The 23,983-nt window shown below is 65.6% G+C and carries 23 protein-coding genes; 9 read left to right on the forward strand and 14 right to left on the reverse strand.

The window, feature by feature from the left end; translation table 11 throughout:
* Positions 1–3: 3 nt before the first annotated feature.
* The 3 genes from MUU56_RS21645 to ubiG all read left to right on the forward strand — a co-directional run bounded on the left by MUU56_RS21645 (position 4) and on the right by ubiG (position 3,497).
* Positions 4–1,503 carry an aldehyde dehydrogenase gene (locus MUU56_RS21645; RefSeq protein WP_244769349.1) on the forward strand — a complete coding sequence of 500 codons (1,500 nt, stop codon included), beginning with the start codon at positions 4–6 and terminating at the stop codon, positions 1,501–1,503.
* A 25-nt stretch (positions 1,504–1,528) separates the two neighbouring features.
* Positions 1,529–2,653, forward strand: coding sequence for a mandelate racemase/muconate lactonizing enzyme family protein (locus MUU56_RS21650; protein ID WP_244769350.1), 1,125 nt, complete (start codon positions 1,529–1,531; stop codon positions 2,651–2,653).
* 94 nt (positions 2,654–2,747) lie between these two features.
* The gene (gene ubiG / locus MUU56_RS21655) at positions 2,748–3,497 is read left to right on the forward strand and encodes a bifunctional 2-polyprenyl-6-hydroxyphenol methylase/3-demethylubiquinol 3-O-methyltransferase UbiG (protein WP_244769351.1); all 750 of its coding nucleotides are present in this window, start codon (positions 2,748–2,750) and stop codon (positions 3,495–3,497) included.
* Between the two features lie 25 nt (positions 3,498–3,522).
* On the opposite strand, the gene MUU56_RS21660 is transcribed toward ubiG, so the two are convergent.
* Genes MUU56_RS21660 through MUU56_RS21680 form a run of 5 tightly spaced genes read right to left on the reverse strand, consistent with a single transcriptional unit; the run spans position 3,523 to position 6,478 of the window.
* Positions 3,523–4,101 (reverse strand): DUF3291 domain-containing protein, encoded by a 579-nt coding sequence (locus MUU56_RS21660; RefSeq protein WP_244769352.1) that lies wholly within the window; start codon positions 4,099–4,101, stop codon positions 3,523–3,525.
* Positions 4,101–4,529 (reverse strand): DUF1178 family protein, encoded by a 429-nt coding sequence (locus tag MUU56_RS21665; RefSeq protein ID WP_064331717.1) that lies wholly within the window; start codon positions 4,527–4,529, stop codon positions 4,101–4,103. Before MUU56_RS21665 ends, MUU56_RS21660 begins: the two co-directional genes overlap by 1 nt.
* Positions 4,526–5,383 (reverse strand): carbon-nitrogen hydrolase family protein, encoded by an 858-nt coding sequence (locus MUU56_RS21670; protein ID WP_244769353.1) that lies wholly within the window; start codon positions 5,381–5,383, stop codon positions 4,526–4,528. The genes MUU56_RS21665 and MUU56_RS21670 overlap by 4 nt, the downstream gene beginning before the upstream one ends.
* Positions 5,384–5,393: 10 nt before the next feature.
* Positions 5,394–5,651, reverse strand: coding sequence for a glutaredoxin 3 (gene grxC, locus MUU56_RS21675; protein WP_064331715.1), 258 nt, complete (start codon positions 5,649–5,651; stop codon positions 5,394–5,396).
* A 35-nt stretch (positions 5,652–5,686) separates the two neighbouring features.
* Positions 5,687–6,478, reverse strand: coding sequence for a ComF family protein (locus MUU56_RS21680; protein WP_133034564.1), 792 nt, complete (start codon positions 6,476–6,478; stop codon positions 5,687–5,689).
* A 62-nt stretch (positions 6,479–6,540) separates the two neighbouring features.
* On the opposite strand from MUU56_RS21680, the gene MUU56_RS21685 reads away from it, so the two are divergent.
* Entirely contained in the window at positions 6,541–7,410 is an 870-nt protein-coding gene (locus MUU56_RS21685; RefSeq protein ID WP_244769354.1) for a methyltransferase domain-containing protein, read from the forward strand.
* A gap of 1 nt (position 7,411) precedes the next feature.
* Here the strand turns inward: MUU56_RS21685 and MUU56_RS21690 are convergent, their stop codons facing one another.
* The 6 genes from MUU56_RS21690 to MUU56_RS21715 all read right to left on the reverse strand — a co-directional run bounded on the left by MUU56_RS21690 (position 7,412) and on the right by MUU56_RS21715 (position 11,507).
* Positions 7,412–7,594, reverse strand: a complete 183-nt coding sequence (locus MUU56_RS21690; RefSeq protein WP_244769355.1) for a Flp family type IVb pilin — start codon at positions 7,592–7,594, stop codon at positions 7,412–7,414.
* A gap of 38 nt (positions 7,595–7,632) precedes the next feature.
* Complete coding sequence (locus MUU56_RS21695) at positions 7,633–7,950, reverse strand: hypothetical protein (RefSeq protein WP_244769356.1); 318 nt, start codon at positions 7,948–7,950, stop codon at positions 7,633–7,635.
* Positions 7,951–8,058: 108 nt separating this feature from the next.
* A complete protein-coding gene (mutT, locus tag MUU56_RS21700; protein ID WP_244769357.1) occupies positions 8,059–8,481 on the reverse strand; it encodes an 8-oxo-dGTP diphosphatase MutT in 423 nt (140 codons plus the stop codon).
* Positions 8,478–9,236: a GNAT family N-acetyltransferase gene (locus tag MUU56_RS21705; protein WP_244769358.1), complete on the reverse strand. Its 759-nt coding sequence runs from the start codon at positions 9,234–9,236 to the stop codon at positions 8,478–8,480. Before MUU56_RS21705 ends, mutT begins: the two co-directional genes overlap by 4 nt.
* Positions 9,237–9,324: 88 nt before the next feature.
* On the reverse strand, positions 9,325–10,557 hold the full coding sequence (gene argJ, locus MUU56_RS21710) for a bifunctional glutamate N-acetyltransferase/amino-acid acetyltransferase ArgJ (protein WP_244769359.1): 1,233 nt from the start codon (positions 10,555–10,557) through the stop codon (positions 9,325–9,327).
* A gap of 50 nt (positions 10,558–10,607) precedes the next feature.
* Entirely contained in the window at positions 10,608–11,507 is a 900-nt protein-coding gene (locus MUU56_RS21715) for a peptidylprolyl isomerase (RefSeq protein ID WP_244769360.1), read from the reverse strand.
* Between the two features lie 237 nt (positions 11,508–11,744).
* Here MUU56_RS21715 and secA point away from each other — a divergent pair, with 237 nt between their 5' ends.
* From secA to MUU56_RS21730, 3 genes are all read left to right on the forward strand, one after another.
* Positions 11,745–14,471 carry a preprotein translocase subunit SecA gene (gene secA, locus MUU56_RS21720; protein ID WP_244769361.1) on the forward strand — a complete coding sequence of 909 codons (2,727 nt, stop codon included), beginning with the start codon at positions 11,745–11,747 and terminating at the stop codon, positions 14,469–14,471.
* Positions 14,472–14,747: 276 nt separating this feature from the next.
* Complete coding sequence (locus tag MUU56_RS21725; protein ID WP_244769362.1) at positions 14,748–16,175, forward strand: lipopolysaccharide biosynthesis protein; 1,428 nt, start codon at positions 14,748–14,750, stop codon at positions 16,173–16,175.
* Positions 16,165–17,433: a GNAT family N-acetyltransferase gene (locus tag MUU56_RS21730; RefSeq protein WP_244769363.1), complete on the forward strand. Its 1,269-nt coding sequence runs from the start codon at positions 16,165–16,167 to the stop codon at positions 17,431–17,433. The genes MUU56_RS21725 and MUU56_RS21730 overlap by 11 nt, the downstream gene beginning before the upstream one ends.
* Positions 17,434–17,481: 48 nt before the next feature.
* On the opposite strand, the gene MUU56_RS21735 is transcribed toward MUU56_RS21730, so the two are convergent.
* The 3 genes from MUU56_RS21735 to MUU56_RS21745 all read right to left on the reverse strand — a co-directional run bounded on the left by MUU56_RS21735 (position 17,482) and on the right by MUU56_RS21745 (position 20,173).
* Positions 17,482–19,125, reverse strand: coding sequence for an AMP-binding protein (locus tag MUU56_RS21735; RefSeq protein ID WP_244769364.1), 1,644 nt, complete (start codon positions 19,123–19,125; stop codon positions 17,482–17,484).
* Between the two features lie 76 nt (positions 19,126–19,201).
* The gene (locus tag MUU56_RS21740) at positions 19,202–19,465 is read right to left on the reverse strand and encodes a BON domain-containing protein (protein ID WP_244769365.1); all 264 of its coding nucleotides are present in this window, start codon (positions 19,463–19,465) and stop codon (positions 19,202–19,204) included.
* A gap of 375 nt (positions 19,466–19,840) precedes the next feature.
* A complete protein-coding gene (locus MUU56_RS21745; protein WP_244769366.1) occupies positions 19,841–20,173 on the reverse strand; it encodes a hypothetical protein in 333 nt (110 codons plus the stop codon).
* A 411-nt stretch (positions 20,174–20,584) separates the two neighbouring features.
* Between MUU56_RS21745 and MUU56_RS32725 the strand changes: the two genes are divergently transcribed.
* Positions 20,585–21,142, forward strand: a complete 558-nt coding sequence (locus MUU56_RS32725; protein WP_280531130.1) for a biliverdin-producing heme oxygenase — start codon at positions 20,585–20,587, stop codon at positions 21,140–21,142.
* A complete protein-coding gene (locus MUU56_RS21755) occupies positions 21,129–23,696 on the forward strand; it encodes an HWE histidine kinase domain-containing protein (protein ID WP_244769367.1) in 2,568 nt (855 codons plus the stop codon). Before MUU56_RS32725 ends, MUU56_RS21755 begins: the two co-directional genes overlap by 14 nt.
* The last annotated feature ends 287 nt before the right edge of the window (positions 23,697–23,983 follow it).

Genomic DNA, 23,983 nt, shown 5'->3' on the forward strand with positions numbered 1-23,983 from the left:
ACCATGACCGAACAGCACAGCCGCGCCTATTGGGAAGAACGCCTTGCCGGCCTCTCGCTTGCCCGCGGGCATTTCATCGATGGCAGGGTGCAGCCTGCCGTTTCCGGCCGGACTTTTACCCGCACGCGGCCCATGGACGGCCAACCCGGGGCCGTGCTGGCGCGCGGCGATGCGGCCGATATCGACCTTGCCGTGGCCTCTGCCCGCAAGGCCTTTGCCAGTGGCGTGTGGCGGTGCCGGGAGCCGCTTGAGAAGAAGCGGATCATGCTGCGCTGGGCGGAGCTGATCCGGGTCCATGGCAAAGAGTTGGCGCTTCTCGAAACGCTCGACGTCGGCAAACCGGTGCAGGCCTCGCTCGGTGTCGATGTGCGCCTGTGCGCCGAGGGCATCCAGTATTACGGCGAGATGATCGACAAGATGTATGACGAGATCGCGCCGACCGGGCCGAAGGCGCGCGCCCTCGTCCGCAAGGTGCCGCTCGGTGTCGTTGCGGCGATCACGCCGTGGAACTATCCGATGATCATCGACGCCTGGAAGCTCGGGCCGGCGATCGCGGCCGGCAATTGCGTGGTGCTGAAGCCGGCCGAGCAGTCCTCGCTCTCGGCGCTGCGGCTCGCCGAGCTTGCCGTCGAGGCGGGCCTGCCCGCCGGCGTCCTCAACGTCGTCACGGGTTTCGGCGAGGAGGTCGGCAAGCCGCTGGCGCTCCACGCGGATGTCGACATGGTCGCCTTCACCGGCTCGACCGAGGTGGGCAGGCTGATCATGGGCTACGCCGCCCAGTCGAACCTCAAGCGCGTGGCGCTGGAACTCGGCGGCAAGTCGCCGCTCGTCGTCTTTGCCGATGCCGATCTCGACGCGGCGGCGAGTGCGGCCGCCTGGGGCTGTTTCTACAATTCCGGCGAGACCTGCCATGCCGCGACCCGCCTTCTCGTGCAGCGTCCGGTGCAGGATGCGCTGATCGAGAAGATCGAGGCGGTGGTGAGCCGAGAGATCGTGCTGGCGCATCCCTTCGAGCCTTCGGCGCAGATCGGCGCGCTAATCGAGGCAGAACATATGGACAAGGTCCTCGGCCTCGTCGCGGCAGGCGAAAAGGGCGGCGGGCGCCGCGTCTTCGGCGCGGAGCGCGTCTTGTCCGAGACGGGCGGCTACTATGTCTCGCCGGGTGTCATTACGGATGTGACGAACGACATGCGCATCGCCCGGCAGGAGATCTTCGGCCCCGTGCTTGCGGCCATCGCCTTCGACACGGAAGAGGAAGCGCTCGCCATCGCCAACGACACCATCTACGGGCTCGCCGGCGCCGTCTTCACCCGAGACATGGACCGGGCGCACCGCTTCTCCGAAGGCATCCATGCCGGTACGGTCTGGATCAACACCTACGACATGTCGAATTTCGCGACGCCCTTCGGCGGCTTCAAGCAATCGGGTTTCGGCCGCGACCGCTCGGTGCATGCGATCGACAAATATTGCGACTACAAGACGATCTGGCAGCAGTTCGGTTGAAGGCTCAAGTCCAGGGGAGGAGCGCATGAGCAGGATCGTTTCCATCGGCATCAGCCATCACCGGCTGCCGCTCGATCCGCCGTTCAAGGCAAGCTGGGACGGGCGCCCGCGCCGGCATTTCGACGCGACGATCGTGCGCGTGCGTGACGAGGAAGGTCGCGAAGGCATCGGTTCCGGCGACCTGATGAAGGGGTTCGAGGGCCACGAGGACCTGTTCATCGGTGCGGACCCGCGCCATCTCGAACGGCATTACGAGGTGCTCTCGCACATCAATTTCCACTATGGCCGCTGCTGGCCGCTCGATCTGGCGCTCTGGGACCTCGCGGGCAAGGTGACGGGCGAGCCGGTCTGGCGCATGCTCGGCGGCCGTGCCGACCGGGTGCGGCTCTATGCGTCCTCCGGCGTGCTGCGAGAGCCCGCCGCCATGGCAGACCAGGCCGAGTGCTACATCGCGGAAGGCTTTCCGGCGATGAAGGTGCGGTTCTCCTCCTCCGCCGGCGGGCGCAACGGCTGGCGCGAGGACGTGAAGGCGCTGGAGGCGATCCGCGCCCGTGTCGGCGACCGGCTGGAACTGATGGTCGACTGCAACCAGGGTTGGCGCATGCCCTGGGACACGACGCTCTCCTGGACCTTCAAGGATGCGCTCGTCGTCGCGCGGGAGCTGGAGCGGCTCGGCATCTACTGGATGGAGGAGCCGCTGCACCGCTCCGACCGCAAGGGCATGAAGGCGTTGAAGGAGGCGACGAGCGTGCGCATCGCCGGCGGGGAGATGACACGCGAGCTCTATGAGTTCCGCGACATCATCGAAGAACGCGCCTTCGACGTGATCCAGCCGGACGTGGCGCTGGTCGGCGGCATCACGGGATGCCGGCGGCTCGCCTTCCAGGCGCGCGAGGCGGGCGTCGCCTTCACCCCGCATTCCTGGACGAACGGCATCGGCGTGCTCGCCAATGCGCATCTGACGGCGGGGGCGGGCGACGCGCCCTTCCTCGAATATCCCTATGACGGGCCGGAATGGAGCGAGGCGCGCCGCGATTATCCGCTGCAGGCGCCGCTGCGGCACGAGGACGGCTGGCTGGTGCTGGGCGAAACGCCCGGCCTCGGCGTGGTCCTCGACGAGGACCGGCTTCGCGCGACGCGGCTCGGCTGAACCGCTTCACTTCGTCTCCCTCCGCATTCGACCCTTGACATCCGACCCGGGGAGGCCGACTTCACGGGGGACACGGACGCGAAGGAGACGAGCCATGAGCGAGGCAGCCCGCACGACGATCGACCAGGCGGAAGTCGACCGCTTTTCGGCGATGGCGGCCGAGTGGTGGGATCCGGCCGGGAAATTCCGGCCCTTGCACAAGTTCAATCCGGTCCGCCTCACTTATATCCGCGATCTCGTATCCGGTCAGTTCGGCCGCGACCCCACGGCGCATCGCCCGCTCGAGGGCCTGCGCATCCTCGATATCGGCTGCGGCGGCGGCCTGCTCTCCGAGCCGATGGCGCGCATGGGGGCGGATGTGCTCGGGGCGGATGCCTCGGAAAAGAACATCGGCATCGCCAAGGCCCATGCGGCAGGCAGCGGCGTTCCGGTCGATTACCGGGCGGTGACCGCCGAGGCACTGGCGGAAGCCGGCGAGACCTTCGACGTCGTGCTCAACATGGAAGTGGTCGAGCACGTCTCCGACGTCGATTTCTTCCTCACCACCTGCGCCTCCATGGTGCGTCCCGGCGGCATGATGTTCGTCGCCACGATCAACCGCACGCTGAAGGCGGCGGCGCTGGCGATCTTCGCGGCGGAAAACGTGCTGCGCTGGCTGCCGCGCGGCACCCATCAATATGAAAAGCTGGTGCGCCCGGAGGAGATCGAGAAACCGCTGACGGCCTCGGGGCTGACGGTGACCGATCGCACCGGCGTGTTCTTCAACCCGCTGTCCAACCAGTGGAACCTGTCGAAGGACATGGACGTCAACTACATGATGGTGGCGCGCCGCGCCTCCGCCTGAAGCCTGGCCCGCGCGGAAGCTCCGATCAGGCCTTCAACGTCTTCGCGACGGCAAGCAGGTCCTGCTGCCCGGCCGTATTGCGCGCGGCGATCGCCTTCACGCTTTCGCGGTCGATGCCGACGGTGTTGCCGTCGGGGCAAAAGGCCGTCTTGAAGGTGAAGGCGCGGGGCGACGGGCCGTGATCGGCAAGATGCTCCAGCCGCTCGGCGCCATCGGCCCAAAGAGGCCGGACGCCTTCCGCCACCCACCAGAGCACGAGGGCAGGCCAGGCCTGCCGCTGGTTCCAGTTGCGGGCGTGTTTCAGGGCGTCGGCGTGCACACCGTTATAGGTGAAGGCCATCAGCGCTTCGAGCCCGCTCCACAGCGAGAGCGAGGAGGGAGCATCCGCAAAGCCGCTGCCGGCAATGAAGCGGGGATAGACCTTCTCGCCCCAGCTTTCCGACCCCGGCTCGCCGTCATAGCCGGAACGGCCGACGAACCCCTCCGCCCGGTTCGCCGCCTCGAAATTCAGCGGTTCGCGCAGGCGAAAGCCTTCGACGCGCGGGCTTTCGTAGTCGTCGACGTGCAGGCCGAAATTGTAGATCGCGAGATGATGGCCGCGCATCAGTTGGTTTCGTCGGGCAGGACGGGAAGCGGCGCGACCTCGACGCCCTCCTCCAGCAGCTCGCGCACCTCGTCCGCCGAGGCCCGGCCGATCAGGCCGCGCTGCTCGGCCTCGCCATAGTGGATCTTGCGTGCTTCTTCCGGAAAGCGCTCGCCGACATCCTCCGAATTGGCGCGGATGGTCGAGACGATCTCCCGAAGCTTGTTCATCATCTCCTTCTGGCCGGCCTGCACCACGAGCTCCTGGCGGCGCTCCTTCTTGCGGGCGGTCGAGACGGAGGGCGCCATCAGGCGCTTGGCGACATGGGTGGAGCCGCAGGTGGGACAGGAGACGAGCGCCCTCTTCTGCTGGCGGTCGAAATCGTCCGCCGAGCCGAACCACCCTTCGAAGGCGTGCCCGTTGTCACAGGAAAGCTCGTAGCGGATCAAGCGGCAACGCCTCCCTTCGCGGGCGCCTTTGCCGTTTCCAGCGTGAAGGTGCGCCCGTTGCGCAGGTTGGGGATCTTGTCGTGCGCGGCCTTGACGGCGGCGCTGTCGACCTCGGCGAGCACGACGGCCTCGCCCGTGCCGCCGGCGCTGGTCAGGACGCGGCCCCACGGGTCGATGATCATGGAATGGCCGAAGGTCTCGCGGCCGTCCTCATGCATGCCGGCCTGCGCGGCGGCGATGATGTAGACGCCGTTCTCGATGGCGCGGGCGCGCAGCAGCGTTTCCCAATGGGCTTCGCCGGTCTGGCGCGTGAAGGCGGCGGGAACGGAGATGATCTCGGCACCGGCCTGGGCCTGCATCTTGAAGAGCTCGGGGAAGCGCACGTCGTAGCAGATGGCAAAGCCGAGCCGTGCGAAGGGAAGGTCCGCCATGCGCGCGACGGCGCCCGGCGAATAGACCGCGCTTTCGCGCCAGCTCTCGCCATTGTCGAGATCGACGTCGAACATGTGGATCTTGTCGTAGGTGCAGACCTGTCGGCCATCGGGGCCGAACAGGAAACCGCGATTGGCGACCTTTCCGTCGGCAAGCGCGATGGCGGTGGAGCCGACATGCACGTGGATGGCGAGCTCGGCGGCAAGTTCGGCCGCGGCGGCGACCACGAGATCGTCGGCCTCCGTACGCAGGATGGCGCGCAGCCCCGCGCGGTCGCGCTGGAGCGCACCGGTCATTTCCGGCGTCTGGACATAGACGGCGCCCTTGGCGGCCGCCTCGCGCACGAGGCGCCGCATCGTCTCCACGTTGCGGACGGGATCGGTCCCGGAGCACATCTGGAGGGCGGCGATCGTGACGGTCATGGCGAACTCCTCAGGCAGCGAGCAGGGCGTCGAGCTCGCCGGCGCGCTCCAGGGCATGCAGGTCGTCGCAGCCGCCGACATGGCGTTCGTCGATGAAGATCTGCGGGAAGGTGCTGCGGCCGTTGGCGCGCTTGATCATCTCCTGGCGGATCTCCGGCGCATAGGTCGCGTCGTGCTCCTGGTAGGCCACGCCCTTGGTTTCGAGAAGTTTCTTGGCGGCGCTGCAATAGCCGCAGAACTGACGCGTATAGATGACGACCGAAGCCATATTCTCCTGCTCCAAAGCTTGGAAAACCTTGTCTTTCATATAGGTCCGGGAAGCGCCCTTGCAAAGGTCAAAACGGTGATGTCGGCGGCGCCTGCCCGTTTCAGCGCGCGCGTGACGGCCGAAACGGTGGCCCCGGTCGTATAGACGTCGTCGACGAGCACCACGCGGCGGCCGAACAGCGCCTCGCGGCCCTCCGGCGTGACGGTGAAGGCGCCGCGCACGTTCTCCTCGCGGGCGCGGGGCCCGAGGCCGATCTGGCGTCGGGTGCGTTTCGTGCGGCGCACGGCATCGACAAGAACGGGCCTGCCGGAAAGCCCGCCGAGCGCGCGGGCAAGCTCCGACGACTGGTTGAACTTGCGCCAGAGGAGGCGGAAGCGATGCAGGGGAACGGGGACGATGGCGTCCGCGGCCTCCACGGTGCCGTCGCCGGCGCGCAGCATCCATCCGGCCATCATCGGCGCGAGATCGGTGCGGTCGCGGTACTTCAGCGCATGGACGAGCACGCGGGCAAGGTCGTCGTAGAGCGCGACGGAGCGCAGCCGGTCGAAAGGCGGCGGGTTGGCGATGGCGTCGGCGCTGAGGATGCCAGGACCGAGATCGTGCGAGAAGGGCGTGCCGAGCACCTCGCAATAGGGGCGTTCGATCAGGGCGAGCTTCGACCAGCACCGCGGGCAAAGGCCTGCACGGCTGCCGAGCAGCACGCCGCAGCCTGCGCAGGCCGGTGGATAGACGAGGTCGAGGGCGCTGCCCGCAAGGCCGCGCAGCCGGCGGGCAAGGGCCTGCCGGAGCGGGACTGCCGGCGCTGCCTCGGCCTCGATTTCGCCCATGCGGTTGACAATAGTCGGTCCAAGCGGCCAAAGCGAATGGAATTGCGAACCGGACCCCTCCCATGGAAACGCTCTTCGACCAATCCCTGATCGACACGAACCGGCGGCGCGCGCTTGCCGGCGAGCCGGCGGATTTCCTGCTCGACGTGGTGGCGCGCGAGCTTGCCGAACGCCTCAGCGTCATCGAGCGCCGCTTCGAGCGGGCCGTCGAGTTGCACGGCCATACCGGTGCTGCCGCACGGGCGATCGCCGCGACGGGCAAGGTGGACGGGATGGAGCGGGTGGAAAGCGACGCGCGGTTTTCCGCGTCGGGCGAGGCGCTGACGGTCTCGCCGCTCGAAACGGTGCCGTTGGAGCCGCAGTCGGTCAACCTCATCGTCTCGCCGCTGGCGCTGCACCTCACCAACGACACGCCGGGTGTCTTCGTGCAGATCCGCCGTGCACTGAAGCCGGACGGGCTGTTCCTTGCGGCCATTCCCGGCAGCGGCACCCTGCAGGAACTGCGCGAGGTGCTGCTTGCGGCGGAAAGCGAGGTCACGGGCGGGGCGAGCCCGCGGGTCATTCCCTTCCCGGATGTGCGCGATGTCGGCGCGCTTCTCCAGCGCGGCGGCTTCGCCCTGCCGGTGACGGACAGGGAGACCTATACGGTGCGCTACGATTCGATCTTTCCGCTGATGAAGGACCTGCGGGCCATGGGCATGGCCAATCCGCTCGCCGGCCGCAGCCGCCGGCCGCTCACGCGCGGCGTCCTCCTGCGCGCGGCGGAGCTTTATGCGGAGCGCTTCTCCGATCCGGACGGGCGCATCCGCGCGAGCTTTTCGGTCATCTATGTTTCAGGCTGGGCGCCGCACGAAAGCCAGCAGAAGCCGCTGAAACCCGGCTCGGCGACGATGCGCCTCGCCGATGCCCTGAAGCAGGGCGGCGGCACCTGACCTATTCTGTTCCGGCGGAGTCGATGGTGTTGGTGATGGTGCCGAAGGTGTCCGAAAGGCTGTTGCTGAAGGCTTCGAGGCCGGCCAGCAGGCCGATCGAGATGAGCCCGAGCAGGAGCCCGTACTCGACAGCCGTGCCGCCGGTGCGGTCGGAGCAGAATGATTTCAGTGATTTCAGCACCATTCCACGCTCCCGCGCCCTCGCGCATCGTTGTTTTCTGCTCAACAGCCGTTGTTTCCACCGGTGCCGTTGACGATGCAGACGGCGCCCGGCATTTCCTGCAGGACGCTGCGGCGCACCGTATAGCGCTTTCTGCCGTCCGACGGGATCGATCCCGTCGAGATCATGTCGAATTCATCCGGCACATTTGCCATCATGCGCTTGTCGGTCTTTGCGGAAAGAACCGGGGTCAGGACGAGCGCAAGCGCGATGACAGCCGTGCCGAAGAGCAGGGCGAGGTTGAGCGCGCCGGTCCGGGTATCGCCGGCCGACGTGAAATCCTTCTCCTGAACGGCTTTCCAGAAGTCTTCGTCACGCATCACAGGGTCTCGTAGGCATTGCAACGTTCAAGACCGATCATTGAACGAGGGTGCTAAACGATTGCTTAACGGAGCGTGGAAAATGCTGGGTAAATTCTCGCCAGGCCTTCAAAGAAGGTCCATCAGGAAGGGAATGAGCGGTTCGTCGGCTGGCGGCATCGGATAGTCGCGCAGCGCCTTCGACCGCACCCATTTGATCGCCTGCCCCTCGCGGCCGTGCGCGGTGCCCTCGAAGCGGCGGCAGATGTAGAGCGGCATCAGGAGATGGAAGTCGTCATAGGTATGGCTGGCAAAGGTCAGCGGGGCGAGGCAGGCCACCTTCGTGCGGATGCCGAGCTCCTCGTCCAGTTCGCGGATCAGCGTCTCTTCCGGCGTTTCGCCCTGCTCCACCTTGCCGCCGGGAAACTCCCACAGGCCGGCGAGCGATTTCCCCTCCGGGCGCCGCGCCAGCAGAATGCGGCCATCGGCGTCGACGAGCGCGCAGGCGGCGACGAGCAGGATGCGGCGGGGTTTCGTTTCGATCTCGCTCATGCCGCGGCAGGCCCCCGGTAGCTGTACTGGTAGACGTCCTTGAAGCCTGCGCGGCGATAGAGCGCGATGGCGGCGGCATTCTCGGCCTCGACCTGCACCCAGGCCTGGCGCGCGCCCTTGAGCTTTGCCCAGCGCAGCGCGGCATGGAGGACGGCGGTGCCGAGACCGCGGCCGCGCCTTTCCTCCGCGACGCCAAGCTGGAGGATGCCGACGAGGTCGTTGTCATGTACGGCGATCGCCACGGCCGTCGGGCCGAAATCCGGTTCCTCGAAGATGAACAGCCCGGTTTCCGGCTTGATGGCGTTGATGATCTCGGTGAGGCCGGGCTTCAGCGCCGGGTCGTCGCCGGCAACGCGGATACGCGCATCGACGAACCGGCCGACGTCGCGGCTCGGCAGATGGTCGAGCCCCTCGTCACGCGGCAGCGTGGCGAGGTCGGCCGTCATGACGATGGTGCGGCCCGCTTCCGTCCAGCCGGCATCGTCCATGTGGGCGACAAGTTTCGGCGGGGTCAGCGGCGTCTGGCGCACCAGCAGCGGGCGACCGTAGTCGGAAAATTTCTTGGCCGCCTTTTCCAGGCGGATATCGATGTCGCGCGTGTCGGACGGGTCGAGCGGGTTCACCGAGTTCAGCCGGCGCGAGGGATGGCCGGCGGTCAGCCGAAAGAGCCAGCTTCCGTCGTAGTGCACGGAAGCGGCCGGCCAGGCGCGGAAACCGACGGCCTCAAGCCGGCGGACTTTGGGAAGATCGCTCATCGTCGTTCGTTCGGAGGGCGTCACGCGCGCCGGGCCTCTGTTCTCGTGTCTTTACCAGCAAACGCTGCGCGTATCTGCTGGAGCGGCATCAGCTGCGGTAGTCGCCGTTGATCTCGACATATTCCTTGGTGAGGTCGCAGGTCCAGACCGTCGCCTTGCCGGTGCCGAGGCCGATCTCGACGCGGACAGGGATGTCCTCGCGCTGCATGACGGCGGTGGCCGCCTCTTCGGAATAGGCGGGGTCGCGCTCGCCGTCGACGGCGACGCGGATGTCGCCGAACCAGATGGCGAGGCGGTCGCGGTCGGCCATCTCGCCGGATTTGCCGACGGCCATGACGACGCGGCCCCAGTTGGCGTCCTCGCCGGCAACGGCGGTCTTGACCAGCGGAGAATTGGCGATCGATAGGGCGATGCGCTTGGCCGCCGTGTCGTTTTCGGCGCCCTCGACGGTGATTTCCACCATTTTCCGCGCGCCTTCGCCATCGCGTACGACCTGGAGCGCAAGGTCGCGCAGGAGGTCGTTGAGAGCGGCGCGGAAACCGTCGAGCGTGGCATCGTCAGCCGTCACCGGCGCCTGGCCCTCGGCCGCGCCGGTCGCAAACAGCATCAGCGTGTCCGAGGTCGAGGTGTCGCTGTCGACGGTGACGGAATTGAAGGTCGCACCGACGCCCGCCGAGAGCAGCGATTGCAGCACCGATGCGGGAATGCTTGCGTCGGTGACGACGAAGGAGAGCATGGTCGCCATGTCCGGCGCGATCATGCCGGCGCCCTTGGCGATGCCGTTGATGCGGACGGTGACGCCGCCGAGTTCGGCCGTGCGCGTGGCGACCTTCGGATAGGTGTCCGTCGTCATGATGGCCTTGGCGGCCTCGAACCAGAAGTCCTCCGTGCCGGAGGCGGCGAGGCTGTCGAGCACGCCGGAGAATTTCGTCGCGTCGAGCGGCTCGCCGATGACGCCGGTCGAGGCAAGGAAGACCTCGCCTTCGCTGCAGCCGACGGCCCTTGCGGCGGCCTCCGCGGTCAACTGCGTCGATTCGCGGCCCTTGCGGCCGGTGAAGGCATTCGCATTGCCGGAATTGACCACCACGGCGCGGGCAACGCCGCCCGGAAGATTGGCGCGGCAGAAATCGACCGGCGCGGAGGGGCATTTCGAGCGGGTGAAGACACCGGCGACCGCCGCGGGGCGGTCGAACACCATCATCAGCACGTCCGTCCGGTTCTTGTACTTGATCCCGGCGGCGGCGGTCGCCATGCGCACGCCGCGCACAGGCGGCATGTCGGCATAGGTTTTGGGAGCGAGCGGGGAGACGGAACCGGACATCGTGCTTTCCTGTTTCAAGAAAGGCCCGGCAGTCGCCGGGCCGTTGTCGATTACTGCTGGCCTTCGGTTGCCGGCGCGCCTTCGCCTTCACCTGCCGCTTCCGGCTTGTTGACCGCGTCATAGGCGGTCTTCAGCGCGGCGTCCTGGATGTCGACGGGGGCCGCGGCCTTGGCCTTTTCCAGGAGTTCCAGATACTTGTCGCGCATGACGAGCTGGCGAACCTGGCTTTCGACCTGGTCGAGCGCCGGGGGCTGCTGCTTGCGCTTGTCCTCGACCTTGATGACGTGGAAGCCGAACTGGCTCTTCACCGGTTCCTTGGAATAGGCGCCCTTCTCTAAGGCGAAGGCGGCCGTCTCGAATTCCGGAACCATGCGGCCCTTGCCGAAATAGCCGAGGTCGCCGCCTTCGGACTTGTTCGGGTCGGTCGACTTTTCCTTGGCGATCTCGACGAAGTCCTTGCCGGCATCGAGTTCGGCGATCACGGCCTTGGCCTCTTCCTCGGTCTTGACGAGGATGTGGCGGGCGCGGATTTCATCTTCCGGCTCGATGGCGGCGACTTCCTTGTCGTAGCGTGCCTTCACCTCTTCCGGGGTCACGGCGTCGACGACGTGCTTCTTGAAATAGGCGTTGTGCAGCTCGCGATCAGTGAGGAAGGCGAGGCGCTGCTTGAAGTCGGGCGTATCCTGCAGGCCTTCCTTGCCGGCGTCGGCGGCGAGCAGCTTCACGTCGATGATCGAGGAGAGGGCGGCGACGCGCTTCTGCTCGTCCGGCAGGTTGGCGAGCTGCGGGTCGAGGCCGGCAATGGCGAGCTTCAGCTCCGATTCGTGGATCTCGACCGTGCCGACCTTGGCGATGACCGGGTCGGCCGCCGCATCCTGTGCGCCGGCGCTGGTGCTTGCGGCGGCAATCGCGATCAGGGCGACTGCTGCGAGCTTGCTGTACTTGAACATATCGAAAAAGACCTTTCACATCCTCGCCGGAATCGGGCCGATATCCGGTGCCAGACGGCTCAACACCACCAGAATGTGGCAGTTGTGCAACCGCCTGAGCCGTTGACATCATTCGACCCCCCTCTTATCTGTCACGCAATCCCGCGTCCAGAACAGTTTCCGGGCGTCTCAAGGCTTTGCGCGCAAATATCGTGCGACCTGTCACGCGCCGGGTGCCACAAAGAAAGGACCATCCTGATGGTCAGCCTCGGCGGCCTAGCCCGCAAGTTGTTCGGTTCCTCGAACGATCGTCGCATCCGCTCCTACAAGCCCCGCGTCGATGCCATCAATGCGCTCGAACCCGAGATGAAGGCGCTTTCCGACGAAGCGCTGCGGGCGAAGACCGCGGAATTCCGCGAGCAGCTCGCCGCCGGCAAGACGCTCGACGATATCCTGGTCCCGGCCTTTGCCGTCGCCCGCGAAGCGGCCTTCCGCGTCCTTGGCCTGCGTCCCTTCGACGTCCAGCTGATCGGCGGCATGATCCTGCACGAGAAATCGATCGCCGAGATGAAGACCGGTGAAGGCAAGACGCTCGTCGCGACGCTGCCCGTCTATCTCAACGCGCTCGCCGGCAAGGGCGTGCATGTCGTCACGGTCAACGACTACCTCGCCACCCGTGACAGCGCCCAGATGGGCAAGATCTACGGCTTCCTGGGGCTCACCACCGGCGTCATCGTGCACGGCCTCGACGACGACCAGCGCCGCGCCGCCTATGCCTCAGACATCACCTACGCGACGAACAACGAACTCGGCTTCGACTATCTGCGCGACAACATGAAGTACGAGCGCGGCCAGATGGTGCAGCGCGGCCATTTCTTCGCCATCGTCGACGAAGTGGACTCCATCCTCGTCGACGAGGCGCGCACGCCGCTGATCATTTCCGGCCCCCTCGACGACCGCTCCGACCTCTATACGACGATCGACACCTTCATCCCGATGCTGGACGAGGCGGACTACGAGATCGACGAGAAGCAGCGTTCGGCCAACTTCTCCGAAGTCGGCACGGAGAAGCTGGAAGGTCTCCTGCGCCAGGCGGGGCTTCTCAAGGGCGAATCGCTCTACGACGTCGAGAACGTCGCCATCGTCCACCACATCAACAATGCGCTGAAGGCGCACAAGCTCTTCACCCGCGACAAGGACTACATCGTCCGCAACGACGAGATCGTCATCATCGACGAGTTCACCGGCCGCATGATGCCGGGCCGGCGCTATTCGGAAGGCCAGCACCAGGCGCTGGAAGCCAAGGAAAAGGTCACGATCCAGCCGGAAAACCAGACGCTGGCCTCGATCACCTTCCAGAATTATTTCCGCATGTATTCCAAGCTCGGCGGCATGACGGGCACGGCCTCCACGGAAGCCGAGGAATTCGGCAACATCTACGGCCTCGACGTCGTCGAAGTGCCGACCAACCTGCCGATCCAGCGCCTCGACGAGGACGACGAGGTCTACCGGACGGTCGAGGAGAAGTACAAGGCGATCATCCAGGAGATCAAGGACGCCAGGGAGAAGGGCCAGCCGGTCCTCGTCGGCACGACCTCGATCGAAAAGTCTGAATATCTCGCCGAGCGGCTGAAGATGTCGGGCTTCAAGGACTTCCAGGTCCTCAATGCCCGCTACCACGAGCAGGAGGCCTATATCGTCTCGCAGGCCGGCGTGCCGGGCGCCGTGACGATCGCCACCAACATGGCCGGCCGCGGCACCGACATCCAGCTCGGCGGCAACCTCGACATGCGTCTCGAGCGCGAACTTGCCGAGATGGAGCCGGGTCCGGAGCGCGATGCGAAACGCGAGGCCATCGTCGCCGAGGTGAAGAAGCTGAAGGAGCAGGCGCTCGCCGCCGGCGGCCTCTATGTTCTCGCCACCGAACGCCATGAAAGCCGCCGCATCGATAATCAGCTGCGTGGCCGTTCCGGCCGCCAGGGCGACCCGGGCCGCTCCAAGTTCTTCCTGTCGCTGCAGGACGACCTGATGCGCATCTTCGGCTCCGAGCGCATGGATTCCATGCTGCAGAAGCTCGGTCTCAAGGAAGGCGAGGCGATCGTCCATCCCTGGATCAACAAGGCGCTGGAGCGCGCGCAGAAAAAGGTCGAGGCGCGCAACTTCGACATCCGCAAGAACCTCCTGAAATATGACGACGTGCTGAACGACCAGCGCAAGGTCATCTTCGAGCAGCGCATCGAGCTGATGGACGGCGAGAACCTGTCCGAAATCGTCGGCGACATGCGCCACGAAGTGGTGGAGAACCTCGTCCGCCTGCACATCCCGGAAAATGCCTATGCCGAGCAGTGGGATGTCGCGGGCCTCAAGAAGGGCGTTCTCGAACAGCTCAACCTCGATCTGCCGATCGACGCCTGGGCGGCCGAGGAAGGCATCGACGAGAAGGACATCCTGGAGCGCCTCCACAAGGCGACCGACCAGGCTGCCGCCGACCGTGCGGAGCGCTTCGGCCCCGAGATCATGACCTATGTCGAGCGCTCCGTGCTGCTCCAGACGCTGGACCATCTCTGGCGCGAGCACATCGTCAACCTCGATCACCTGCGCTCCGTCATCGGCTTCCGCGGCTATGCCCAGCGCGATCCGCTGCAGGAATACAAGGCCGAGGCCTTCGAGCTCTTCCAGGCGCTGCTGGCGAACCTGCGCCAGACCGTCACCGCGCAGCTGATGCGCGTCGAACTGGTGCGCCAGGCCGCCGATGCCCCCGCGCCGGTGCCGCCGGAGATGGAAGGCCATCATATCGACGGCACCACCGGCGAGGACGATTTCGGCGAAGGCAATGGCGGCGGCTTCATGGCTGTCGGCGTTTCGCCGGAAAACCGCGATCCGAACGATCCGTCGACCTGGGGCCGCGTTTCGCGCAACGAGGCCTGCCCCTGCGGCTCGGGCAAGAAATACAAGCATTGCCACGGCGCCTTCGAGCAGGCTTGATCGAAAAATGACGTTGGCGGCTGACCCTGTCCGCCGCCTCCACCCTCCAGCGTCATCCTCGGGCTCGACCCGAGGATTCGCGCAGTGTGCACGGCGTTTATAGCATGGATGGTCGGGTCAGGCCCGACCAAGACGGAGGAGAGGGCTCAATCCCCGGTTGGTCTTTTGACTGCCGCGTCCGGGCTGCACTTTCTTTGCGGCCGAACCGTTTGTTAACCCTGATCTGACAAGACTGGCTATCGTTCAGTTCTGCGTTGCGTACGGGTTCCTGTGTTGATGGCGGTCATTCAGTCGGCGGAGAAATTGCTGCCATCGGCCCTGCGCGGCAAGGCGGAACCGCTGGTGCGCGCGCTCGGAACGATCCTCGTCAGCGACGATCCCCGCAACCTCGCCCAGCGCATGGCGCTCATCACCTTCGCCATCCGCGTCATCAACGCGGCGATCGCCTTCCTCTCGCAGATCGTCCTTGCCCGCGTGATGGGCGAGTTCGAATACGGCATCTTCGTCTTCGTCTGGGCGCTCGTCGTCATCTTCGGCGACCTGTCCTGTCTCGGTATCCACACCACCGTGGTGCGCTTCCTGCCGGACTATGCCGGGCGCAGCGCGCATGCGGAGATCCGCGGCCTCACCTCGACGGCGCGCGTCTTCGCCATGCTGTCCTCGACGGTGCTGGCGACCATCGGTCTGCTCGTCCTCTGGGTCTTCCACGAAAGCTTTGCCGACTATTACGTCGTGCCGCTCTTCGTCGGCCTCTTCTGCATGCCGATGATCGCGCTCGGCGATGTGCTCGACAGCACGGCACGCGCCCACAGCTGGGCGGTGGTGGCCCTCAGCCCGACCTATATCATCCGCCCGCTGCTGATCCTCGCCTTCATGGTGCTGGCGGTGTCTCTGGATGCGCCCCATACGGCGCTCACCGCCATGGTCGCCGCGCTCGCCGCCACCTACCTCACCACCGTCGTGCAGTTCTTCAACATCCTGCGACGGCTCAGCAGGCGTTACGTCAAGGGGCCGCGCAAGCTGGAATTCGCCCTCTGGATCAAGGCGGCACTGCCGATCTTCCTCATCGAGGGGTTCGGTTTCCTGCTTACCAATTCCGACGTCATCGTCGTCGGCCTCTATCTCGACCCGGAAAGCGTCGCCATCTACTTCGCCGCGGCAAAGACCATGGCGCTCGTCCATTTCGTCTTCTTCTCGGTGAAGGCCGCCGCCGCGCCGCGCTTTTCCGCGTTGTTTGCCGCCGGCGACCGGGTGGCGCTGGCGCGCTTTGCCGGCGAGACGGTGCGCTGGAGCTTCTGGCCGTCGCTGGTAGTCGGGCTCGGCGTGCTGGCGCTCGGCCATTTCCTGCTGTCGCTGTTCGGTGCCGCCTTCACGGCGGGCTACAGCCTGATGTTCATCCTCTTCGCCGGCATTCTCGCCAAGGCGCTGATCGGGCCGGGCGAGGTGCTGCTCACCATGGCCGGCCAGCAGAAACTCTGCGTCGTCGTCTATGCCGTGGCGCTGGCGGCGAACATCAGCTTCAACGTCACGCTCATTCCGCTCTTCGGCCTGACGGGCGCGGCCGCCGCCACCACCGGCGCCATGATCGTCGAGGCGATGCTGCTGCACCTCGTCGTGCGCCGGAAACTCTCCATCATTCTCTTCGCCTTCGCCAATCCGGTGAAGGCAAGCCTTGCCAACGGGATGGACCGCCATGACCGATAGCTACGGCTTCGACCACACGATCGCGGCAGGACGCGCCCAGGCCGCCATTCCGCCCGCCCTGCCGCATGCCCCACCGGCCGACCAGCGCATCGCTGTCGGCCGCCCCGGCCGGTCGCTGGCGCTCTATCCGGCGACGGCCGGCTATGAGTTGCAGCAGGAACTCGATTTCCTGTCGAACCGCGTCATGGAGCCGAACGTCTTCTTCTCCGGCCGCTTCCTCGCGCCCGCCATGCCGCGCCTCGAGGATCGCACGGTGCGCCTTTCGGTGCTGCGCGACGAGAATGCCGGGCGCAGCCGCATGCGCTTCCTCATGCCATTCTCCATCGAGAAGCCGGGCTTTTCCATCGGCTCCAGCATTCTGCGCGCCTGGTCGAACCCGTTCGGGCCGCTCGGGACGCCGCTGGTCGATGCCGAGGATGCCGCCGAAACGCTCGACAATGTGCTCGAGGCCCTTGGCGGCACCGGCAGCGGCCTGCCGGGCATCCTCGTCCTGCCGGACCTGCGCCTCAACGGCGCCTTCGCGCAGCTGATGCGCGCGGTTGCCATCGGCCGCAACCTTCCCGTCACCGTCACCGATACCTATCGCCGCCCGATGCTGGAGAGCCTGCTCGACGGCCAGACCTATCTGCAGCGGGCCATCTCGCCGGAGCATTTCCGCGAATTGCGCCGGCAATGGCGCAAGCTCGATGCGATGGGCGCGCTCTTCTACAACGTCGCCCGCCAGCCCGCCGACATCCGGCTGCGCATGGAGGAGTTCCTGCTGCTCGAAGCCTCGGGCTGGAAGGGCCGCGGCCGCACGGCGATGATCAACGACCGCTATCGCGCCGCCTTCGCCCGCGAGGCGATCAGCAACCTTGCCGAGACCGACGGCGTGCGCATCCATACGCTCGACCTCGACGGCCGCGCCATCGCCTCGATGATCGTCTTCATGATGGGTGGCGAGGCCTATACGTGGAAGACGGCCTATGACGAGGAGTTCGCGAAGTTCTCGCCCGGCAAGCTGCTCGTGGCGGAGCTGACGGAGTGGCATCTCGACGACGCCAATATCGCCCGGTCCGATTCCTGCGCGGTGCCGGATCATCCGGTCATGAGCCGCTTCTGGGAGGAGCGCGAGGATATGGGCACGCTCGTCGTCGGCCTGCAGCAGAACCGCGACCGCGACGTGCGCCAGGTGGCGACGCAGCTTCACCTTTATCGCAACACGCGCAATGTCGCGCGGCTGCTGCGCGAGAAGATCCGCGCGCTCGCGCGCCGCTGAGGTCACTGCGGCCCGGGCGGCAGCCCAATATTTTAAAGCGCCAAGGAACTAGGCGGCGAACGGCGTTTCCTCCGCCGCCCGCTTGCGCAGGAGGTGGCGGATGACCTTGCCGGAGGTCGTCAGCGGGAGAGCATCGACGAAATCCACCTCGCGCGGATATTCGTGCATGGAGAGCCGCGATTTCACCCAGTCGCGGATATCGCTCGCCAGGGCGTCCGAGGGTGCGTTGCCGGGGCGCAGCATCACATAGGCCTTGACGATCTCCGTGCGCACCGGATCGGGCTTGCCCACGGCGGCGGCAAGCTGCACGGCCGGGTGGCCGGCCAGGCAATCCTCGATCTCGCTCGGCCCGATGCGGTAGCCGGAGGAGGTGATGACGTCGTCGTCGCGGCCGAAGAAGGTGACGTAGCCTTCCTCGTCCATGCGGCCGAGATCGCCGGTCGTCATCCAGTCGCCAATGAATTTTTCCGCCGTTGCCTTCTCGTTCTTCCAGTAGCCGAGGAACATGACGGGATCGGGCCGCTTCACCGCGACCTGGCCGACGGTGCCGCGCGGCATTTCCCGGCCGTTCGCATCGATGATGGCCACCACATGGCCGGGCACCGGCTTGCCGATCGGCCCCGGCCGCGACACGCCGAGCCTGCCGATCGAGCCGAGCACGATGTTGCACTCGGTCTGGCCGTAGAACTCGTTGATGGTGATGCCCAGCGTGTCACGCACCCATTCCCAGGTCTCGCGGCCGAGCGATTCGCCGGCCGAGCCGATGGTGCGCAGGTTGAGCCGGTATTTTTCGCGGGGACTTTCCACCGTTTTCATCAGCCGCAGCGCCGTCGGCGGGATGAAGGCATTGCGCACGTCCATGTCCTGCATGATCCGATAGGCCATGTCGGGGTCGAATTTCTGGCCCGGCGAGGAGACGACGGGCACGCCGAGCAGCAGCGCCGGCAGGAGCACGTTGAGAAGCCCGCCCGCCCAGGCCCAGTCGGAGGGCGTCCAGATGCGGTCGCCCGGCTGAGGCAGGAATTCGTGATGCATCTGGAAGCCCGGCACATGGCCGAGCAGCACGCGATGGCCGTGCAGCGCGCCCTTCGGCGGCCCCGTCGTGCCCGACGTGTAGATCATCATCGCCGGATCGTCCGGGCTGCTGTCCACGGCCGCGAAGGGGCCGGAATGGTGGACGATGAGGTCCTCGAAGGGCTTTGCCGTGGCGCCTGCAGCCGGCTCGGTGGCGATCACCAGATCCAGCGTCGGCAGCTCCGCCCGGATCGGCTGCAGGCGCTCCAGGCCGAAACGATTGGTGACGATCGCCTTCGCCTCGGCATTCTTCAGCCGGAAGGAGAGCGCATCGGCGCCGAAGAGCAAGGCGAGCGGCAGGGCGATGGCGCCGAGCTTGTAGATCGCCAGATGCGATATGACCGTTTCGAAGCCCTGCGGCAGCAGGATCGCGACGCGGTCGCCGACCTTCACCCCTTCCGCGGCAAGGGCGGCGGCGAAGGCATCCGACCGGGCGGCGAGCTCGCCATAGGTGAGTGAGAGCGGCGGCGCGTCCGGCAGGAAATGCTGGAGGCAGACCCGGTCCGGCGCGCGCGCCGCCCAGGTATTGGAAACCGCGGCGCCTATGTTGAACCGCTCGGGGATCTGCCAGCGGAAGTCCCGGTACAGCGCATCATAGGTCGATCTCTCGGCGAGCATCCGGCGTCACTCCAGTTTGCTGCATTGCACCTAGCATTCCGGAGGGGCCGCCGGCAATGGCAGCTTTTCGCAGGCGTCAGAGCCAGGAGAGGCGGTTGTCCACCTCGCTGACCTCCTTGACGGAGGCAGCGATCGCGACGGCCCGGTCCGCCTCTTCGGCAGAGCCGACGCTTCCGGAAAGGATGATCCGCCTGCCCTTGCAGGTCACCCTCACGTCGGAGGCATCCACATCGCCGGCGATGGACAGCGCGTCCGCCACCCTGGTCTCGAGCCAGGCCGGGTGCGGTCCGTCGAAATGCTCGGGCTGCTCGCCCTTGAAGGTACCTTCCTTGAAGACCATGTCGCGCTCCTCTTCCTCGGCGTCCGCTTGAAAACGCGGAATGAACGAATTTGTTCTTCTATGGCTGAAGGAAAGACAGGTGTCGTCCCATGTCGACGACCTTGCCCCCGACATGGTTGAGACCCAAGAGCGTGCACATCGCTCTCGGGTCCCCCTCCGCAACCACATCCGGGGGTGTCTGTCGTTGCACCGGATAAATGCGGCCGTGCAAAATTTGTTCCCGCTAAAAAGCAAATTTTTTGAAGGACTAGGCAGCGATCCGGATCGATGATTTGCGCGCAGCCGACCGTTGAGATCGGTAGGCGCCTCGTGCCGCGCCCGCGTGCAGGACCGACATGGCGTCCGCGGGCGGCAGGGCCGGTGCCTGCTGCCTGGCTATCGGACTTTGGCATAGATCATCAGCGCAAAGCCTGCGCCCATGCCGGCATAGCAGATCCACGTCAATATTTCCTGCCAGCGCTTGGGACGCAGGCGATCGATTTCCTCGTCGCCTGGCCCGCCATTGCGTGTCTGGAGCCCGAACAGGCCGAGCGTACGATGGGTCGCCTCGTGGTCGATCCTGGTGTTCCGTATCGTGCCGCCGACGATGCGCCCCAGCAGGTAGCGCTTCATGCCCGCGACGAACGAACCGAGGAAGAACGTGTTCAGGATGAAGGAAAAAGCCAGGGCGATGGCAAGCCCTATGATGAACAGGATCCAGTCGCTCATCTGTCCTCCGCCTTGTGCAGGTGCAGCATGGGGATGCGCAAGACGCCCGCGCCTCCGATAATTCCAGGAATACGGCTGATCCAGCCGGCCTATTCGGTTGCGCCGGGACTTTCTCGCCATGCCGGTGGCGGTGTTGGGTGGACTTGCGGAAACGCCTCTCGGCGAATCCCCATGTCCGCGGCCGTGTGAACTATCAAAAAATGCGTTGAGCGCGCACGCCGCTTTTCTTTCTTACCCAAACGGTCCTGCTTGCACTTGTCGTGAGGGACGCAGCGACCTACCTTCCACGGCGATTGTTCGCCGGTTCCGCTGCGTCCTGCCAGTATTCGATTGAGACGCCGCCGTTTCAAACAGAGGAAGGCGGGTGAATTGAGCATCGGGCGATGTTGGTATTCCCGATGTGGAGAAGAGATGGACGGTAGCGAACGACGCTTTGACCTGAGGAAACGCACGCGGACGGCGCATGAGCGGTTGGATGCAGCCGTTGGTAGCTTCTGCACCATCGAGGAATATCGGCACTATCTGATGGGGCTTGCCAGTTTCCGGACCGCGATGGATGGGGCGTTGCAGCGTGTCGCCTGGCCGGTCGGCTGGTCCTGGCGCCCTACCGCCCTCGCCAGATCGCTTGACAAGGACGCAATCGATCTCGGCCTTCCAGCCGCGGGTGAGGCCAGCCACGACATCGCGCTTGCCGACCAAAGTGCCCTGCTCGGTGCGCTCTATGTGCTGGAGGGCTCCACGCTCGGTGCGCGGGTTCTTTGCCGGCGGGCGGCGGCGCTTGGGTTTGACGAGGCCTTTGGCGCGCGGCATCTCGCCGTCCTGTCGAAGGACCTGACGCAGTGGCACGCTTTTCTCCTGCTCTTGGACGAGGCTGCGGACTTCGACATCGACCAGGCCGCTGCGTCCGCCAATGCCGTCTTCGCGCTCGCGCTGCAATGCTTTGAAAGTGAACTTCTTGTCGTCCACTGAACCCGTCAATCTCGATACCTGCGACAGCGAGCCTATCCACATCCCGGGCAGCATCCAGTCGCATGGATGCCTTCTCGCCTGCGATATCGGCCTGACGAGGATCGAGAGGGCTTCCGAGAATGCACGGGCGGTTCTTGGCCACGACTGCAATCCGCTCGGCCGCAGCGCCGTCGACGTTATCGGACAAAAACTGCTGCATGACCTGCGCAACGCACTCGCAACGGCGTCGAGCGCGTCGCGGCCAGCGCTTCTTCTCGACATGGTGTGCGGCGAGCGCGTGTTTGACATCGCGATCCATCACTACAAGTCTGCCGTCATCATCGAGTTCGAGCCGGCGCCCTCCGTCGGCCAGCCGCTGCATATCGCGCGGGAAATGATCGGTCGCATCAGCGATATCACGGATGTCGATCGCCTCGTGCAACGCGCGGGGCGGATCGTTGCGGGCGCGACCGGCTACGACCGCGTGATGATCTATCGTTTTGAGCAGGACGGCTCGGGCAAGGTCGTCAGCGAGACGAAACGCGCGGATCTCGAGAGCTTCCTCGGCCAGTACTTTCCGGCGAGCGACATTCCACAGCAGGCGCGTACGCTCTATCTCAAGAACACGATCCGCGTCATAGCCGATACCAGCGGCGAGCGGGTGCCGGTCAGCCCCGTGCTCGACGCGTCCGGCGAGCCTCTCGATCTCAGCTTTGCGCATCTGCGCAGCGTCTCGCCGATCCATTGCGAATATTTGCGCAACATGGGCGTGGCGGCGTCCATGTCGATCTCGATCATCCTCGATGGCACGCTTTGGGGACTGATCGCCTGCCATCACTATTCGCCGCGCGCCTTGCCCATGGCGCAGCGCGTGGCCATGGAGGTGTTCGGCGAATTCTTCTCCCTGCACCTCAAATCACTCAAGGAGCGCCGGCGCGTCGCGGCCGTTGCCGGCACCCGCGAGGCGCTCGACCGGTTCCTCATCCTATCGTCCCATCACGAGGACGTCGGCGAACTGCTGCGCCAGAGCCTGCGCGAATTCTCCCGGCTCCTGCCGAATGACGGCGTCGGCGTGATGTTCGAGGGAAAGTGGACGGGTCTCGGCGCCACCCCGCCGGAGGACGCGGTTCCCCATCTCCTCGGTTTCATCAGGATGGTCAGCGAGGGCCGCGTATGGGCGACCCATGCGCTGTCGCAGAAGGTGCCCGAAGCCGCGGCCTACGGCGACCGCGTGGCCGGCGTGCTCGCTATTCCGCTCTCGCAGACAGGATCGGATTGCCTGCTCTTCTTCCGAAAGGAACTGGTCCAGACGCTCGACTGGGCGGGCAATCCGGAAAAGACCTACGAGACGGGTCCGCTTGGCGACCGGCTTACGCCGCGCAAGAGCTTTGCGATCTGGAAGGAAACGGTGAAGGACCAGGCTCAGGCCTGGACGGAGCCCGAGCGGGAAATTGCGGAAATAGCACGGGTTTCCATCGTCGAGATCGTTCTGCGCCACAACGAACTGATGGCCGGCGAGCGGCGCAAGTCCGAAGTGCGGCAGCGCATGCTGAACCAGGAACTGAGCCACCGTGTGAAAAACATCCTGGCCGTCATCAAGTCGCTGGTGACGAGCCCGCAGCATCACAAGAGCACGCTTGAGGACTATGTTGCCACTCTTCAGGGTCGCATCGAGGCCCTCTCGGTCGCCCATGACCAGGTGGTTCGCGGCGATGGCGGCGGCATCCTCGCCGAGCTGCTGCAGGCGGAACTTCAGCCCTACAGGGCAAAGGCGTCGACCATCCGCCTTTCCGGCCCGTCCGTCTGGCTCGACAGCCGGGCCTTCTCCGTCATGGCGCTGGTGTTTCACGAACTCGCGACCAATGCCGCCAAATACGGGGCCTTGTCGATGGCGACGGGCTCCGTGGAGATTTCCTGGGCGATGACCGGGGAGGCCGTCTGCGAGATCCGTTGGCGCGAACATGGCGGCCCTGTCGTGCATGTTCCCTCTCGCAGCGGCTTCGGCAGCGCATTGATCGAGCGGAGCGTTCCCTACGACCTCAACGGCGAAAGCGCGATCCGCTTCGAGCCGTCCGGGCTGGAAGCCGTCTTCAGGATTCCGCCCCCGCATGTGAAGCTCGCGTCATCCGGTTCGGGGCCGGCAACGCGCATGGTGGATGACACCTCCGAGCGACCCAACGCTTTGAGCGCAGCCGATCCAGCGGTGCTCATCGTCGAGGACCAGATCCTCATAGCCCTCGACCTGGAGGCCATGCTCGCCGATGAGGGCCTGTCGAAGGTCGCGACCACCAGCTCCGTCAAGCAGGCAATGGCACAGATCGAAGCCAACCCGCCCGACCTTGCTATCCTCGATATCAATCTCGGCCCGACGAACTCCTTCGCCGTCGCCGAAGAGCTGCGCAAAAGAGGGACACCCTTTGTGTTCGCGACAGGCTACGGAGAGGGTGCGGAACTCCCTGAAGCATTGGCAGGTGTTCCCATCGTGCGCAAGCCCTATAGCCGGAACGCGATCGTGGCCGCACTCGGATCCCTGATCGAAAGTTTGCAGCCGGGTCCCGGCAGGGACAAGAGCTGAGCGGAGACAACTTGCAGGCGCGGACAATTAGGGGAGCATGCCGGCCGCTATCGACTCCGCCGCCCGGACGATGCATCTTCTCGTTGTCGAACCAGGGGAGATGTTGCGTTATGGCTCGGCAGCTCGCTTTGATTTTCATTATCGGCGTCATTGCCTATGCCTGTTTTTGGGCGGCCTGGACGTGGTTTTGATTGTGGGGGGCAATCTGAGGAGGGCGGGTTGAGTTTGGACGACTTCATTCGCATCTTCAGGTGTGATGGCGCGATTGCATATGCCCTCGTCGGGTT

This window comes from Shinella yambaruensis (assembly GCF_022899355.1).
Taxonomy (GTDB): Bacteria; Pseudomonadota; Alphaproteobacteria; order Rhizobiales; family Rhizobiaceae; genus Shinella; species Shinella yambaruensis.